The 15,264-nt window shown below is 51.9% G+C and carries 16 protein-coding genes; 9 read left to right on the top strand and 7 right to left on the bottom strand.

Annotated features, from left to right (window positions below; genetic code table 11):
• Positions 1-30 precede the first annotated feature (30 nt).
• Genes csgC through H7R58_RS09350 form a run of 3 tightly spaced genes read right to left on the bottom strand, consistent with a single transcriptional unit; the run spans position 31 to position 1,762 of the window.
• Positions 31-360 (bottom strand): curli assembly chaperone CsgC, encoded by a 330-nt coding sequence (gene csgC, locus H7R58_RS09360; protein WP_181357989.1) that lies wholly within the window; start codon positions 358-360, stop codon positions 31-33.
• A 59-nt stretch (positions 361-419) separates the two neighbouring features.
• The gene (locus H7R58_RS09355) at positions 420-1,211 is read right to left on the bottom strand and encodes a hypothetical protein (RefSeq protein WP_106926405.1); all 792 of its coding nucleotides are present in this window, start codon (positions 1,209-1,211) and stop codon (positions 420-422) included.
• A 44-nt stretch (positions 1,212-1,255) separates the two neighbouring features.
• Entirely contained in the window at positions 1,256-1,762 is a 507-nt protein-coding gene (locus tag H7R58_RS09350) for a curlin (RefSeq protein WP_182934702.1), read from the bottom strand.
• Between the two features lie 719 nt (positions 1,763-2,481).
• Between H7R58_RS09350 and csgD the strand changes: the two genes are divergently transcribed.
• Together csgD and csgE are read left to right on the top strand one after the other, a co-directional pair.
• The gene (csgD, locus tag H7R58_RS09345; RefSeq protein ID WP_106926409.1) at positions 2,482-3,132 is read left to right on the top strand and encodes a biofilm master transcriptional regulator CsgD; all 651 of its coding nucleotides are present in this window, start codon (positions 2,482-2,484) and stop codon (positions 3,130-3,132) included.
• Between the two features lie 2 nt (positions 3,133-3,134).
• Entirely contained in the window at positions 3,135-3,524 is a 390-nt protein-coding gene (csgE, locus tag H7R58_RS09340) for a curli production assembly/transport protein CsgE (protein ID WP_106926411.1), read from the top strand.
• Between the two features lie 19 nt (positions 3,525-3,543).
• Here the strand turns inward: csgE and H7R58_RS09335 are convergent, their stop codons facing one another.
• Positions 3,544-4,575 carry an IS630-like element ISEc33 family transposase gene (locus H7R58_RS09335; RefSeq protein WP_001395480.1) on the bottom strand — a complete coding sequence of 344 codons (1,032 nt, stop codon included), beginning with the start codon at positions 4,573-4,575 and terminating at the stop codon, positions 3,544-3,546.
• Between the two features lie 113 nt (positions 4,576-4,688).
• Here H7R58_RS09335 and csgF point away from each other — a divergent pair, with 113 nt between their 5' ends.
• Both csgF and csgG read left to right on the top strand, forming a co-directional pair.
• Entirely contained in the window at positions 4,689-5,102 is a 414-nt protein-coding gene (csgF, locus tag H7R58_RS09330) for a curli production assembly/transport protein CsgF (protein WP_106926413.1), read from the top strand.
• A 19-nt stretch (positions 5,103-5,121) separates the two neighbouring features.
• Entirely contained in the window at positions 5,122-5,967 is an 846-nt protein-coding gene (csgG, locus tag H7R58_RS09325; RefSeq protein WP_106926415.1) for a curli production assembly/transport protein CsgG, read from the top strand.
• A gap of 20 nt (positions 5,968-5,987) precedes the next feature.
• On the opposite strand, the gene rluE is transcribed toward csgG, so the two are convergent.
• The gene (rluE, locus tag H7R58_RS09320) at positions 5,988-6,650 is read right to left on the bottom strand and encodes a 23S rRNA pseudouridine(2457) synthase RluE (RefSeq protein ID WP_106926417.1); all 663 of its coding nucleotides are present in this window, start codon (positions 6,648-6,650) and stop codon (positions 5,988-5,990) included.
• 215 nt (positions 6,651-6,865) lie between these two features.
• Between rluE and icd the strand changes: the two genes are divergently transcribed.
• On the top strand, positions 6,866-8,116 hold the full coding sequence (gene icd / locus H7R58_RS09315) for an NADP-dependent isocitrate dehydrogenase (protein WP_106926419.1): 1,251 nt from the start codon (positions 6,866-6,868) through the stop codon (positions 8,114-8,116).
• Positions 8,117-8,184: 68 nt separating this feature from the next.
• Here the strand turns inward: icd and H7R58_RS09310 are convergent, their stop codons facing one another.
• Positions 8,185-8,427 (bottom strand): DinI-like family protein, encoded by a 243-nt coding sequence (locus tag H7R58_RS09310; RefSeq protein ID WP_106926421.1) that lies wholly within the window; start codon positions 8,425-8,427, stop codon positions 8,185-8,187.
• 405 nt (positions 8,428-8,832) lie between these two features.
• Here H7R58_RS09310 and H7R58_RS09305 point away from each other — a divergent pair, with 405 nt between their 5' ends.
• From H7R58_RS09305 to H7R58_RS09290, 4 genes are all read left to right on the top strand, one after another.
• Positions 8,833-9,801 (top strand): IS5-like element IS903B family transposase, encoded by a 969-nt coding sequence (locus tag H7R58_RS09305; RefSeq protein WP_077255787.1) that lies wholly within the window; start codon positions 8,833-8,835, stop codon positions 9,799-9,801.
• Between the two features lie 517 nt (positions 9,802-10,318).
• The gene (phoP, locus tag H7R58_RS09300) at positions 10,319-10,993 is read left to right on the top strand and encodes a two-component system response regulator PhoP (RefSeq protein ID WP_106926394.1); all 675 of its coding nucleotides are present in this window, start codon (positions 10,319-10,321) and stop codon (positions 10,991-10,993) included.
• Positions 10,990-12,453 carry a two-component system sensor histidine kinase PhoQ gene (gene phoQ / locus H7R58_RS09295; RefSeq protein WP_182929085.1) on the top strand — a complete coding sequence of 488 codons (1,464 nt, stop codon included), beginning with the start codon at positions 10,990-10,992 and terminating at the stop codon, positions 12,451-12,453. Before phoP ends, phoQ begins: the two co-directional genes overlap by 4 nt.
• A 77-nt stretch (positions 12,454-12,530) precedes the next feature.
• Positions 12,531-13,652 (top strand): ribosomal protein uL16 3-hydroxylase, encoded by a 1,122-nt coding sequence (locus H7R58_RS09290; protein WP_106926390.1) that lies wholly within the window; start codon positions 12,531-12,533, stop codon positions 13,650-13,652.
• A 102-nt stretch (positions 13,653-13,754) separates the two neighbouring features.
• On the opposite strand, the gene pepT is transcribed toward H7R58_RS09290, so the two are convergent.
• Positions 13,755-14,981 carry a peptidase T gene (pepT, locus tag H7R58_RS09285; RefSeq protein ID WP_181357988.1) on the bottom strand — a complete coding sequence of 409 codons (1,227 nt, stop codon included), beginning with the start codon at positions 14,979-14,981 and terminating at the stop codon, positions 13,755-13,757.
• Positions 14,982-15,264: the final 283 nt, after the last annotated feature.

Here is a 15,264-nt window from a genome sequence, read left to right as displayed (position 1 = left end):
GATAAGGATATAAAGAAGGGGAGGGGAAAATCAAACCTTCGTCGGCGAACTCCAGCTTTGCTGCAAAATAACGCCTTTACTGTCGCTGAGGGTGACGGTGATTTGTGTCCATTCGCCGTGGGGAATATCCAGCATCATGCTGGCCAGCGGCTGCGGATGCTGACCTTTTATCACGACGCTGCCGCTTTGGCTGCTGTTGCTTTGCCCGGACTGCCCCTGATGAATCACGTTAATCGTCATCTGGCAGCTGCAATCGTTTGTCAGCGTCGCCATCGGTGTGACAACCAGCGCGTTATCCTGCTGTTGGGTTTCAAACCACAGTTGGTTGCTGAGCGCGGCGGCGATAAGCAGGAGGTGCATAGAAGTCCTCGTCATTGAGCGAAAGACAGCCGGATGAAAAATTCATCCGGCTGTAGGGGTTAGTTCTGATTAACGTACGAAATGTTACCTGAACCGGATTGCTGAACGTAGGTCACCGCATTGTTATGCGTCTGACCGACGCTGCTGAAGTTACCCGCGTTGGTCTGAGACACTAAAATAGCCGAATCATTAGCGCTCTGATTCACGTAAGACTTGTTGTTGCCGACAGACTGCTGTACATCAACAATACTTTTGCTGCCCGCCTGGACAATATCAGAGAGGTTGTAGTTGCCGCTCTGTACTACAGAGCTTGAGTTACTGGTGCCAGATTGTTTAACGCCGGAATTATTGCCAGTGCCATCTTGTGACACCACAATGGCGTTACCCTGACCACCCGATTGCTGTGTCGCAGAAGAGATGTTGTTTGCGCCTTTTTGAGTGACGCTGATAGAACTAGTGGTACCTTTCTGCGTCGCCGAAGATTGGTTACCCGAACCATATTGGTTTACGAAGACAGCGCTTTTGGTCGCAGCCTGGTTGACGATAGAACTGCCATAACTGCCGTACTGATGGACATCAATGACGGAGCCGGATGAGCTCGCCTGATCGGCCTGGGAGAAGTTACCGTTTCCCGGCTGGTAAATATGAATGGCCTGATCCCATTTGCCGCTTTGCGGGACGATAGGGGCTTTGCCCGTAATTGTCGGGATATCCGGAAGCGTGACGCCGCTGCCACCGCCGCCGCCATTACCATTACCAGGCCAACTACCACCGCCTTTGCCATCTTCACTTGCCACAGCGACACCCGATGCTAACAGTGTTGACAAAATAACAATTTTCCACGTTTTCATTAAGATACCCCATAGGTTTAGAGATTGGTCAATCAGTTAAAACGCTAATTTTGGGTAATGCGAATTGCCATTCCTGCCGAATTTTGCACAACGGCCGCGCCGCGGCTTGTGCCTGTTTGATTAATCTGCGTAATATTGCCAACGTCTTTGCTGACAATTTTTGCAGAGTTATCAAAACCAGTTTGCGTAATATCCGCCTGGTTCGCCGATCCTGCCTGCACGACCTCTGCAGAATTATTCGTCCCTGATTGGCTTACCGTAGCGTTATTACCATTACCGTATTGCGCTATTGCAGCGCGATTATTAAAACCATTTTGATTTAATATCGCGTTGTTATACCCACCCACCTGAGAAATAGAACCATAAATATGCGAGCCTGACTGGTTAATAGACGCGTTATTACCGCTGCCATGTTGGCCAGTAATTGCTACCATATCGTAGTTCTGACGATATTGACTTAACCCTGAAAACTCAGAGCCCGCCAGATCGCCTCCCGCAGTAGCCAGATATGAACAGCCCAATAAGGGTATTAATAAGAACCACTGTTTCATAATGGCACCTTGATTTAACCGACGGTTAAAGTCAGGAGTTAAACCAGCGATAGCTTCGTCCGCTTACGGAGTGCGGCAGTCGCTGATTTATGGATTGAGTATGTTCGACAGAAATAATCATTGTTTTCGCCTGGATTACGTATTTTGAAAATGAGCGTCAGTCGATAGTATGAGGATTCAGGAATGAGACAGGCTGGCAGCGGCGTCACCAGGCGGATGCAAACGGAGCGGGCTGCCGCGATAGCACAACAGTATTTAGCGCTTTACGGCCTAAGCTAAATTATTCTTCCATAAGCTAAATGATGGAATAGAAAGTTTACAGCTAGCGGCATTGTCGGCAGAAGATGGCATACCTTGAATAGACTGAAGTGTAAATACGCATGTTGGCTCAGGCGCTATGGGAAAAGATAAAATTATTTTCTTTATATAAATCATAACCAATAGTGTATTTCTTCGTAATAACCTGACATGTTATTGTTACATTTTGAAACACAAATAACCCTTGCGATTAAAATGCCAATGTCTAGATTGAACAGTATTGCAGCACTTAGGAAACAAGCGCACATTCTGTGCTTAATACCCTTTATTGTCATACTTATTAATTGTCATACTTATTAAATCAGCAACTACACAGAACGGCGACTCTTTCTGCGTATGCATATTGTGTGCATAGCAGAAAGAGATCGCGTTCCGAGCAGCAAGCGGGATGGGGTTTCATAATGCCGAAAGAAACTGAACCGGTACATAACGATATTTTGCTGTTAATAACCAGGCCGTCATTGCAGGCCACTGCCCTGGTTCATCAACTCAAAACATCATTACCAATTAATGTCAGAATTCAGAATATTCAAAAAATGCTCGAGCAGACTGACGCCGAGCGCGTTCTGGTTCTTTTTGATCTTAGTGAGTCGGATAAAAAAAGGACCTTACTCTGGCAAAGTGAACTACGACGATTACGTGAAAAAGTGAAAGTTTTGCTCATTAATATGCCAGAGGACTATCACTTTCATGAAGTAGAGTCATGGTTTGGTATTAGCGCAGTGTTTCACCTTTCCGTCGATGAACAAACCTTAGTGGGTGGCATTCGCAACGTGATGAACGGTGGTTGCCATTTTCCTCACGATCTCACCAGCTATCTTATTAATCAGTCGGGCAGTTACCGGTACCATGACGATACCAGCGGGTTGACGCAGCGCGAAAAGGATATTCTTAATAAGCTGCGAATGGGTGCCTCGAATGTTGAAATTGCCCGCCTGCTATTTATTAGCGAGAATACCGTGAAGACACATTTATATAATCTTTTTCGCAAGATATCTGTAAAAAATAGAACGCAGGCTGTTACCTGGGCTAACGAAAACCTTAGACGCTAATCATGAAAAAACTGATAGTGATAACGGTAACATTAATAATGCTGCTGGCAGTACGCGTCACCGCTGCAGCAGAAATAGAGGTGCCGGGGCTGGTGACGGATAATACGATCACCCGTGTGGGCCACGATTTTTATCGGGAGTTTACCGACCATTGGGAGGAAGAGTACCCGGGTTCGATTACGATTAATGAACGCCCCAGTGCCCGCTGGGGCAGCTGGATAACGATCAAGGTCGATCAAGATTTGCTGTATCAGACGTTTTTATTTCCAAGTAAAAATGACTTTGATAAACAAGTTAATGTCGCATTAGCTTCCGTGTATGAGGCTTTGCAGAAGCGCGCCATTAATAAAGCTTTATTAAATACTGGCGACTTAACCAAAGATGAGTTCTAAATAGCTGCGCCTAATACCGCTACACTTTTGCCTGACCATGTTTTCCTCCGGGGAATGGGCTGGCGGTTTCCATAAAATGGCGGACCTTTTTCAGTAACTGCCACATTGAGCGGCACTGATGATTACGGGTTATCGTGTCATGAAGTGCCTGCCATAGCCGTTCCACATGATTCACCCACGGCGAGTAAACCGGCTGGTAAATTACCCTGAACTTGGGATTTGCTTTCAACCAGCGCTGTGTTTCGCGGCTTTTATGGATAATGTAGTTATCAACGATCAGCGTGATTGTTTTCGCCCGCCGGTAAGTGGCTTTCAGGTGCTTCAGCAGAGCGATAAACAGCGCTGAACTTTTGCTGTTGCCGCCCACGTAGCTGACTTTACCCGTGCCACTGTGCAGTGCGCCGGCCAGATAGTATTTTTCGTTCTGCCCCGGCGTCACTACCCGTTTCTGCTGTCCGCGCAACTGCCAGTCCGCACCGATTTTAGGATTAAGGTGGATATCCACTTCATCTTCATAAAATACCGGATGCTCTGCGCTGCATTCATCCAGCGCTTTGTGGATTACCGCCATCTTTTCATCTTTATGTGGGTCACGGATACGCAGAGTTGGCGCGGCCCTGCGCCATACAAGCCCCGCAGATGGCAACCAGCGGCGAACGGTTCCTGCATGTAACTGGCAACCGGTTATCTCATTGATTTTTATTGCCAGTAATTCGGTGCTCCAGCGTGAACGTTGATAACCAAAATCGCCGGGAGAATGCTTTATCAGCTCACGTAACAGGGTGCAGATATGTTCAAAAGGCCAGCGTCGGGAGCGCCCTGCGGGTAAGGATTTCAGGCCTTCAATACCTGAGTGCGTAAACCAGTTAATCCAGCGACCAACGGATGAACGGGCACAACAGAGAGTTCTGGCAACATCGCTGACCCGTTCACCCCGATGAAGCATCAGCATGGCCGTGAGTCTGCGGGCATGATTTTTATCACGCGTTTTATGAATAGCTTTCTGCATCAGGCGTCGTTCGCCACGGGGTATTGGTACTATGATCGGCATCGCTCAGTCCGGTTGGTGATTTTGGTTGGTTTGGCGATTGATCAGATCGCACAATCCGGGCTGAGTTCCCTTTCAGTGATCTACTATTCCGCGCAGCTATTTAGGAGCGTACGATGAAAGTGCTTTCTTTAATTCTTGGTATTGGTTTTTTATCTACCACAGCCCAGGCGGGGAACCTGACCTTCCAGTTTGTTAACCCTAATTTTGGCGGCAACCCCAATAATGGTTCTTTTCTGCTCTCGGAGGCGAATGCGCAAAACTCCTATAAAGATCCCAATGCTTACGACTGGAGTACTTCGTCATCAAGTTCAACACTTGATAATTTCACTTCAGCTATCCAGTCGCAGCTGCTCGGTAGCCTGATGGGCAACCTCTCTACCGGTAAACCGGGGCGGCTGGTCACTAAAGACTTTATTGTTGATATCACCAATACCGACGGTCAGCTGATGATGAACATCCTTGACCGCTCTACCGGGAAATCGTCCTCTATTCAGGTCAGCGGCCTGAGCAGTGTTTCAACAAATTAATCAGTGGCGGGATGCTGAGATGAAAAATATAACCGGCGTAGTGGTCATTTTAATTAGCCTGTCGATGCTTACGGGCTGCATTACCTCTCCCCCTAAACAGGCTGCAAAACCAACGCTGTTGCCGCGCTCGCAGAGCTATCAGGACTTAACGCATCTGCCGCCACCGCAGGGTAAACTGTTTGTCTCAGTTTATAATATCCAGGATGAAACCGGGCAGTTTAAACCTTACCCGGCGAGTAACTTTTCAACCTCTGTCCCGCAGAGCGCCACCGCGATGCTGGTTTCGGCGCTGAAAGATTCCAACTGGTTTACGCCGCTGGAACGTCAGGGGCTGCAAAACCTGCTCAATGAGCGCAAAATTATTCGCGCCGCGCAGGAAAACGGTACCGTCGCAGAAAATAACCGCGGTCAGCTGCCGTCGCTGGTGGCGGCTAATATCCTGATTGAAGGTTCGATCATCGGTTATGAAAGTAATGTGAAATCGGGCGGGGCGGGGGCGCGTTACTTTGGTATTGGCGCCAGCACGCAGTACCAGCTCGATCAGATTGCCGTCAACCTGAGGGTCGTCAACGTGAGCACCGGCGAAGTACTTTCCTCGGTAAATACCAGTAAAACGATTCTGTCCTACGAGTTCCAGGCGGGCGTCTTCCGCTATATCGACTATCAGCGTCTGCTGGAAGGGGAAGTGGGCTACACGGTGAATGAACCGGTCATGCTGTGCCTGATGTCGGCCATTGAAACCGGCGTCATTTATCTGGTCAATGACGGGATCACCCGCAACCTGTGGCAGTTGAAGAACGCCTCGGATATCAATTCGCCGGTACTCGAAAAATACAAAAGTATCATCGTTCCTGATATTTCCTGACCGCTCACGCCAGGCGAGCGCTATTCGCGCTCGCCGCTGGCATCACGCCATTCGCCATTGCCGAGGTTGTCCAGCGTGTAGCCACCCATCGCGTAACGAATTAACCGCAGCGTCGGGTAGCCCACGTGAGCGGTCATCCGCCTTACCTGACGATTACGGCCTTCATAGAGCGTCACTTTGAGCCAGGCAGTGGGAATAGACTTCCGCTCGCGGATCGGCGGGTTACGCGGCCACAGCCACTCCGGAGCCTCAACGCGTTCGATACCGGCCGGCAGCGTCGGGCCGTCGTTGAGCGTGACGCCGTCGCGCAGCGCCTGCATCGCCTCTTCGCCAGGCTCGCCTTCTACCTGTACATAGTAAATTTTGCCCGTCCGCTTACCCGGCTGGGTGAGCCTGGCCTGCAGCGCGCCGTCATTTGTTAACACCAGCAACCCTTCACTGTCGCGGTCAAGGCGTCCGGCGGCGTACACATTCTGCACGGGAATAAAATCTTTCAGCGTGCTGCGGCCCGCTTCATCGGTAAATTGCGGCAAAACATCATAGGGTTTATTGAACAGTATGACGCGTTTTGGTTGGTTATCCCGGCGCGGCTTAGCGGCTTGTTTTGAGCTGAATCGCTCAACCCGGTGTTTTCTAAAAGAAGTTTTAATCATAGTATTTTCAGGCTTTATAGATTCGCGCATTATAGCCTAAGAACGAGAGTCTTTCATGGCGCCAAACAATCAGGTAGTATTGACAGGCTTATTACAAAACATTAACAAAAATGCTCTAACTCTTTGTGTTGCAGGAAGACGGTAAGACAGTGCATCTCCAGACTAAGTGGAGTGGGCGTAGTAGCGGCAAGAACCTGTGGCGTAAAGGATGACGAGCACACCAGTAGCGCTCGAAGGAGAGGTGAATGGAAAGCAAAGTAGTTGTTCCGGCGGAAGGTCAAAAAATCACCCTGAAAGACGGCAAGCTGAATGTGCCACACAATCCGATTATCCCATTTATTGAAGGCGACGGTATCGGCGTTGACGTGACTCCGGCAATGCTGAAAGTGGTTGATGCCGCTGTTGAGAAAGCCTACAAAGGCGAGCGTAAAATTTCCTGGATGGAAATTTACACCGGGGAAAAATCCACTCAGATCTACGGCCAGGACGTATGGCTGCCAGCAGAAACGCTGGATCTCATCCGCGATTACCGCGTTGCTATCAAAGGCCCTCTGACCACGCCAGTTGGCGGCGGCATCCGTTCTCTGAACGTTGCGCTGCGTCAGGAACTCGACCTGTACGTGTGTCTGCGCCCGGTGCGTTACTACCAGGGCACGCCTAGCCCGGTGAAACACCCAGAACTGACCGATATGGTTATCTTCCGTGAAAACTCCGAAGACATCTACGCGGGTATCGAATGGAAAGCTGACTCCGCAGACGCTGAGAAAGTGATTAAATTCCTGCGCGAAGAGATGGGCGTGAAGAAAATTCGTTTCCCGGAACATTGCGGTATCGGCATTAAACCGTGTTCCGAAGAAGGGACCAAGCGTCTGGTACGTGCGGCGATCGAATACGCGATCACCAACGACCGTGACTCCCTGACCCTGGTACACAAAGGCAACATCATGAAGTTCACCGAAGGCGCGTTCAAAGACTGGGGCTACCAGCTGATTCGCGATGAATTCGGCGGCGAACTCATCGACGGCGGCCCGTGGCAGAAAATCAAGAACCCGAACACCGGTAAAGAAATCATCATTAAAGATGTGATTGCCGATGCGTTCCTGCAGCAGATTCTGCTGCGTCCGGCAGAATACGACGTGATCGCCTGTATGAACCTGAACGGCGACTACATCTCTGACGCCCTGGCGGCGCAGGTTGGCGGTATTGGTATTGCACCGGGCGCGAACATCGGTGACGAATGCGCACTGTTCGAAGCAACCCACGGTACAGCACCGAAGTACGCAGGCCAGGACAAAGTGAACCCAGGTTCTATCATCCTGTCCGCAGAAATGATGCTGCGTCATATGGAATGGTTCGAAGCGGCTGACCTGATTGTTAAAGGTATGGAAGGCGCGATCAACAACAAGACCGTGACCTATGACTTCGAACGTCTGATGGAAGGCGCTAAACTGCTGAAATGTTCAGAGTTTGGTGATGCGATCATCTCAAACATGTAATCCAGATTCTGGGTTAGTGTGAAACGGGAGCCTGATGGTTCCCGTTTTTTTATCGGTGAATAACGCGCTTACTCGCTGACCAACCAGAATTCAGCTTCCTCAAACATTTCCGTGACGACCCGGCTGATTTGTTCTTTTTCGTGCTTGCTGGCGTCAGTGTTAATGGCAGGCAGCGTCATCATCGGCTTTACGCGAACGTCGGCATCGGGAAAGAGGTTATGAACTCTTTTGCTGAGCTCTGACAGGATAATCTCTTTTGCGCCGGGCAACCCTTCAAAATTCCGTTTGTCATACACCAGTTCCACAAACATGCTAACACTCCACTTTACTGTATATAATAACAGTATATATATCGGAGGCGTGGTGGTGTCAATATCAGCGAGCGTATCGGCCAGGGTTTGCGCAAAAAACGCTGTACGGCAATGCAGGTTTTAGCGGGTGGTAGGCCGGATAAGCGAAGCGCCATCCGGCAGCCTGTACTTGATTGCCGGATGGCGGCGTCAACGCCTTATCCGGCCGGCCTACCGCGCGATTATGATGAATCTATCGGCGCCATAATGCTTAACCTCGCGGGATTACCGCAGTGCGGGGTTATCTCAGGCGCCTGCGGGTTACAGGGCTTTGCCGGCTATTTTATCCAGAATGGCATCCGGCTTGGCGCTGCCCAGAATGACCTTTGGCGGGGGCTTTGTTGAATAAATCGAACTTTTGCTGAGTTGAAGGATCAGATCACGCATCTTCCCGACAACGCAGACCGTTCCGTGGCAAAGCAAAAGTTCAAAATCACCAACTGGCCCACCTACAATAAAGCCCTCATCAACCGTGGCTCCATAACTTTCTGGCTGGATGATGAAGCTATTCAGGCCTGGTATGAGTCAGCAACACCTTCTTCACGAGGCAGACCTCAGCGCTATTCTGACCTTGCCATCACGACTGTGCTGGTCATTAAACGCGTATTCAGGCTGACCCTGCGCGCTGCGCAGGGCTTTATTGATTCCATTTTTTCTCTGATGAACGTTCCGCTACGCTGCCCGGATTACAGCTGTGTCAGCAGGCGGGCAAAGTCGGTTAATGTCAGTTTCAAAACGCCCACCCGGGGTGAAATCGCACACCTGGTAATTGATTCCACCGGGCTGAAGGTCTTCGGTGAAGGCGAGTGGAAAGTCAAAAAGCATGGCCAGGAACGCCGCCGTATCTGGCGTAAGCTGCATCTCGCCGTTGACAGTAAAACACATGAAATCATCTGCGCTGACCTGTCGCTGAACAATGTGACGGACTCAGAGGCCTTCCCGGGTCTTATCCGGCAGACTCACAGAAAAATCAGGGCAGCATCGGCAGACGGCGCTTACGACACCCGGCTCTGTCACGATGAACTGCGCCGCAAAAAAATCAGCGCGCTTATCCCGCCCCGAAAAGGCGCGGGTTACTGGCCCGGTGAATATGCAGACCGTAACCGTGCTGTTGCGAATCAGCGGCTGACCGGGAGTAATGCGCGGTGGAAATGGACAACAGACTACAACCGTCGCTCGATAGCGGAAACGGCGATGTACCGGGTAAAACAGCTGTTCGGGGGTTCACTGACGCTGCGTGACTACGATGGTCAGGTTGCGGAGGCTATGGCCCTGGTACGAGCGCTGAACAAAATGACGAAAGCAGGTATGCCTGAAAGCGTGCGTATTGCCTGAAAACACAACCCGCTACGGGGGAGACTTACCCGAAATCTGATTTATTCAACAAAGCCAATATTGGTACGTTTTTCTGCAGGCAATGGCTCTCGCGGCTTACGGCTCTTCACGGGTTGTCAATAGCAGCCATAGCCAACACATTACGCAGAATCAATGGCGATCGCGAATCCGCTCAAAATCCAGCCGTGCGCCCTCAACCGCCAATAAACAAATGTCTGATTTATCAAAAATGCTTAAGCTGGCGAATCAAAGTCAGCTTATAGTTCATGCTCACCAGGAAAGCGCGGCCGGAGTAACATTCTCGGAAAGAGGCCCCACCCCGGCTCGAAGAGAAACGCACCTTTACGTGTAAGATGCTGATCGGGGCAACATTCAGCATCGCAAACATGGAAAAGCGGAACAATAGACACTACCGTTTGTTTTTAGAAACAAAAAACCATTTGATTTCAGCATCATGTGGTTCGGAACAATATTTAGCGTTAAACTATTCATGTCACTAATTTAATGGAGAAACAGCATGCGCGTACTCGTCGTAGAGGACAACGCTCTGTTACGTCACCATCTGAAAGTTCAGCTCCAGGAAATGGGCCATCAGGTGGATGCCGCAGAAGACGCGAAGGAAGCAGATTATTATTTAGGCGAGCACCTCCCCGATATTGCGATTGTCGATCTGGGCCTGCCGGATGAAGATGGCCTGTCGCTGATTCGCCGCTGGCGCAGCCACGATATCTCACTGCCGATTCTGGTGCTGACGGCCCGTGAGAGCTGGCAGGATAAGGTGGAAGTTCTGAGCGCCGGTGCTGATGATTACGTGACCAAACCGTTCCATATTGAAGAGGTCGCCGCCCGCATGCAGGCGCTGATGCGCCGTAATAGCGGCCACGCGTCGCAGGTGATATCTCTGCCGCCGTTCCAGGTTGACCTGTCGCGCCGCGAGCTGTCCATTAATGAAGAAGTGATCAAACTCACCGCCTTCGAATACACCATTATGGAAACGCTGATCCGCAACAATGGCAAGGTGGTCAGTAAAGATTCTCTCATGCTTCAGCTCTACCCTGACGCCGAACTGCGCGAAAGCCACACGATTGATGTGCTGATGGGGCGTCTGCGTAAGAAAATTCAGGCCCAGTATCCGCACGACGTGATTATTACCGTGCGCGGTCAGGGCTACCTGTTCGAACTACGCGAATGAAGCATATTCGTCGGCATATTCTGCCGCTGTCGCTGCGGATGCGTTTTCTGCTGGCGACGGCTGCCGTGGTTATCGTGCTGTCGCTGGCCTACGGCATGGTGGCGCTGGTCGGCTACAGCGTCAGTTTTGATAAAACCACTTTTCGTCTGCTGCGCGGCGAGAGCAACCTGTTCTATACCCTGGCAAAATGGGAAAACAATGCGCTGAGCGTTGATATTCCCGACAATATCAATATGCAAAGCCCTACGGTAGCGTTGATCTACAACGACAAAGGCCAGCTGCTGTGGCAGCAAAAAGACCTGCCGTGGTTGACCAAACGTATTCAGCCGGAGTGGCTGCGGGGCAACGGTTTTTATGAAATTGAAGCCGACGTCAACTCTACCAGCACGCTGCTGCGCAACGATCATGAGATGCAAAAAGAGCTCACCGAGATGCGTGAACAGGGGGACGACTCAGAAATGACCCACTCGGTGGCGGTCAACAGCTACCCGGCCACCAGCCTGATGCCCGCGCTGGTGATCGTGGTCATCGACACCATTCCGATAGAGCTGAAACGCTCCTATATGGTCTGGAGTTGGTTCTCCTACGTGGTTGCCGCCAACCTGCTGCTGGTCATTCCGCTGCTGTGGATAGCCGCTCACTGGAGCCTGCGCCCGATTGCCGACCTCACCCGCGAAGTGCGCGAACTGGAAGAGCACCACCGTGAGCATCTTAATCCCGATACCACCCGCGAGCTCACCAGCCTGGTACGCAACCTGAACCGACTGCTGAAAAGCGAACGCGAGCGCTATGACAAATATCGCACCACCCTAACCGACCTGACGCACAGTCTGAAAACGCCGCTGGCGGTGCTGCAAAGCTCGCTACGTTCGCTGCGCAGCGAGAAAATCACCGTCAGTGAAGCCGAGCCGGTTATGCTGGAGCAAATCAGCCGTATCTCGCAGCAAATCGGCTACTACCTGCACCGTGCCAGCATGCGTACCGACAGCACCCTGGTCAGCCGCGAGCTGCACCCGGTTGCGCCGCTGCTAGACAGCCTGACCTCGGCGCTGAATAAAGTCTATCAGCGTAAAGGGGTGAACATCACGCTGGATATTTCGCCGGAGATAACCTTTGCCGGTGAACAAAATGACTTTATGGAAGTCATGGGCAACCTGCTGGATAACGCCTGTAAATACTGCCTGGAGTTTGTGGAAGTGTCCGCCCGCCAGACCGACGATTACCTGCACATTATCGTTGAGGATGACGGCCCCGGTATTCCACAGAGCAAGCGTGATATCGTCTTCGACCGCGGTCAGCGCGCCGATACCATGCGTCCAGGTCAGGGCGTTGGCCTCGCCGTCGCTCGCGATATTGTTGAACAGTATGACGGCCATATCGCTGCCCACGATAGCCTGCTCGGCGGGGCGAAAATGGAGGTTATCTTCGGCCACCAGAACCTGGACAGTCACGAAGGGTAAATTCTGTTTCCGCAGCAAGGTAGTTTTGTGAATAAGATGTATAATCCAGGACATATCTCTGCTGCGGAAATAGTCATATGGAATACCACTTAACGTTAAACTGGGCCGATTTTCTGGCTCGCTACTGGCAAAAGCGCCCGGTCGTTCTTAAACGCGGCTTCGCCAACTTTATTGACCCCATTTCACCGGATGAACTGGCGGGTCTGGCGATGGAAAATGAGGTCGATAGCCGCCTGGTTAGCCATCTCGACGGCGACTGGCAGGTGAGCCACGGCCCGTTCGAAAGCTTCGACCACCTCGGCGAGAGCAACTGGTCGCTGCTGGTGCAGGCCGTCGATCACTGGCACGAACCGTCCAGCGCGCTGATGCGTCCATTCCGCGCCCTGCCCGATTGGCGTATTGACGATCTGATGATCTCTTTCTCGGTACCCGGCGGCGGCGTTGGCCCGCATGTCGATCAGTACGATGTCTTTATTATCCAGGGGACCGGCCGCCGCCGCTGGCGCGTAGGCGAGAAAACCGCCCTTAAACAGCACTGCCCGCACCCTGACCTGCTGCAGGTGCAGCCGTTTGACGCCATCATTGATGAAGAGATGGAGCCGGGTGACATTCTTTACATCCCGCCAGGATTCCCGCATGAAGGCTACGCGCTGGAAAACTCGCTTAACTACTCTGTAGGCTTCCGTTCGCCGAACAGCCGTGAGCTGATCAGCGGCTTTGCCGACTACATTCTGCAGCGCGACTTGGGCAACCAGCACTACAGCGATCCGGACGTGCCCTCGCGCGATCATCCGGCAGACTTACTGCCACAGGAAGTCGACAGCCTTCGCGAGATGATGCTGGGATTAATTCAGCAGCCGGAGCACTTCCAGCAGTGGCTGGGCGAATTTATCAGCCAGTCGCGCCACGAGCTGGATATTGCGCCGCCGGAGCCGCCGTACCAGCCGGATGAAATCTACGATGCCTTGCAGCAAGGCGACATGCTTCAGCGTCTGGGCGGGCTGCGGGTGATCCGTATCGGCGATGATTTCTTCGTCAACGGCGAGAAGGTGGATTCTCCGCACCATCAGGCGCTGGATGCGATGGCGGGCAGCATCATGCTGGAAAGCCAGCATTTTGGTGAAGCGCTGGACGATCCATCGTTCCTGGCGCTGCTGGCTGCGCTGGTCAACAGCGGCTACTGGTTCTTTGCAGAATAAACCACCGAATCTATACCGATAGTAGGCCGGATAAGGCGTTTACGCCGCCATCCGGCCTACATAAAAACCCAGCGCGAATCTACGCCGGGTTTTCTTTGACGGTTAGCCGCGCTGGGCCGTCAGCTCAGCGATACGCACAATCACCTGCACCGCTTTCTCCATCCCTTCCAGGGTCACAAATTCATGCTTGCCGTGGTAGTTATAGCCGCCGGTGAAAATGTTCGGACACGGTAGCCCCATAAAGGAGAGCTGCGCGCCGTCGGTGCCGCCGCGAATCGGCTTGAGATCCGGCTCAATATCGCAGTCGCGCATCGCCTGCTGAGCAATCTCGACGATATGCGGATGCTCCGCCACCTTCTCGCGCATATTGTAATAGCTGTCTTCAATGATCAGTTCAATATAGCAATCCGGGTGCAGGCCTTTGCCGACCTTTTTGGCGATTTCCATCATCTTGCGCTTACGGGCTTCAAACTGCTTACGTTCAAAGTCGCGCACAATGTAGTGCATCTCGGCGCGATCTACCGAACCTTTGATGCTGGTCAGATGGTAAAAACCTTCATAGCCTTCGGTTTTTTCCGGGCTTTCATCGGCGGGCACTTCCGCATGAATGCGCGCCGCCAGCGACAGCGCGTTGACCATCACTCCTTTCGCGGTTCCCGGGTGGACGTTATTACCGACAATCTTGATCGTCACCGATGCGGCATTAAAGTTTTCGTACTCCAGCTCGCCCACGCCGCCGCCGTCAATGGTGTAGGCCCACTGAGCGTTAAAAGCCTCAACGTCGAAATGTTTTGCCCCTTTGCCCACTTCTTCGTCCGGCGTGAAGGCCACGCGAATGTCGCCGTGCGGGATATTTTTCTCTTTCAGCACCGCCAGCGCGGTCATGATTTCGGCGATCCCTGCTTTATCATCGGCGCCGAGCAGCGTTTTACCATCGGTGGTGATCAGCGTCTGCCCCAGCAACTGGTGCAGCACCGGGAACATCACCGGTGACAGCACTTCGTCGCCGATACCCAGCGCGATATCGCCGCCGCGGTAGTTTTCCACGATCTGCGGGTTAACGTTTTTACCGCTAAAGTCCGGGGCGGTATCCACATGGGAGATAAAACCAATCGCCGGAATGTCGCCGCTGACGTTGGCCGGCAGAGTCCCCATGACGGTGCCCTTTTCGCTCAACGTGACGTTAACCAGCCCCATCGTTTCCAATTGCTCTTTGAGCAGATGTAACAGTTTCCACTGCCCTTCGGTACTCGGCACCTGACGCACGCCGGGCTTCGATTGCGTGTCCAGAGAAACGTACTGCAAAAAACGCTCAAGCAATTTATCCATGTAGCCACCCTCACTTTTTGTGACAACATTATCAATAAGCCATAAAAGACAAATATTGCGTCAGGTCACTTTTAGCCCGTCAAAGGCGACTTTTTTTCCCCGAACGGCATCTAATCGTCAGATATTCCTATAGGAAGTTTAACAAGGATTGGCGATTGAGTACGTTTGCCGTAGAATGCCAGCCCTTATTAATACGAATCAGACCTCTAAACGTCTAAAGGTGGTTAACCACAAACCCCGCATCGGGAAGCGATACCGTCGATCGAAGATGATGTGTATCCAC

Origin of the sequence: Klebsiella sp. WP4-W18-ESBL-05 (genome assembly GCF_014169075.1) — a bacterium.
Classification (GTDB): Bacteria; Pseudomonadota; Gammaproteobacteria; order Enterobacterales; family Enterobacteriaceae; genus Kluyvera; species Kluyvera ascorbata_B.
Note: the sequence above shows the minus strand (reverse complement) of the source record. Positions and strands in the feature narration are given on the sequence as shown.

Excerpts from the sequence above, each read along its gene's own strand:
- csgC (WP_181357989.1), bottom strand. The coding sequence starts at position 360 with ATGCACCTCCTGCTTATCGCCGCCGCGCTCAGCAACCAACTGTGGTTT.
- H7R58_RS09355 (WP_106926405.1), bottom strand. The coding sequence starts at position 1,211 with ATGAAAACGTGGAAAATTGTTATTTTGTCAACACTGTTAGCATCGGGT.
- H7R58_RS09350 (WP_182934702.1), bottom strand. The coding sequence starts at position 1,762 with ATGAAACAGTGGTTCTTATTAATACCCTTATTGGGCTGTTCATATCTG.
- csgD (WP_106926409.1), top strand. The coding sequence starts at position 2,482 with ATGCCGAAAGAAACTGAACCGGTACATAACGATATTTTGCTGTTAATA.
- csgE (WP_106926411.1), top strand. The coding sequence starts at position 3,135 with ATGAAAAAACTGATAGTGATAACGGTAACATTAATAATGCTGCTGGCA.
- H7R58_RS09335 (WP_001395480.1), bottom strand. The coding sequence starts at position 4,575 with ATGCCGATCATAGTACCAATACCCCGTGGCGAACGACGCCTGATGCAG.
- csgF (WP_106926413.1), top strand. The coding sequence starts at position 4,689 with ATGAAAGTGCTTTCTTTAATTCTTGGTATTGGTTTTTTATCTACCACA.
- csgG (WP_106926415.1), top strand. The coding sequence starts at position 5,122 with ATGAAAAATATAACCGGCGTAGTGGTCATTTTAATTAGCCTGTCGATG.
- rluE (WP_106926417.1), bottom strand. The coding sequence starts at position 6,650 with ATGCGCGAATCTATAAAGCCTGAAAATACTATGATTAAAACTTCTTTT.
- icd (WP_106926419.1), top strand. The coding sequence starts at position 6,866 with ATGGAAAGCAAAGTAGTTGTTCCGGCGGAAGGTCAAAAAATCACCCTG.
- H7R58_RS09310 (WP_106926421.1), bottom strand. The coding sequence starts at position 8,427 with ATGTTTGTGGAACTGGTGTATGACAAACGGAATTTTGAAGGGTTGCCC.
- phoP (WP_106926394.1), top strand. The coding sequence starts at position 10,319 with ATGCGCGTACTCGTCGTAGAGGACAACGCTCTGTTACGTCACCATCTG.
- phoQ (WP_182929085.1), top strand. The coding sequence starts at position 10,990 with ATGAAGCATATTCGTCGGCATATTCTGCCGCTGTCGCTGCGGATGCGT.
- H7R58_RS09290 (WP_106926390.1), top strand. The coding sequence starts at position 12,531 with ATGGAATACCACTTAACGTTAAACTGGGCCGATTTTCTGGCTCGCTAC.
- pepT (WP_181357988.1), bottom strand. The coding sequence starts at position 14,981 with ATGGATAAATTGCTTGAGCGTTTTTTGCAGTACGTTTCTCTGGACACG.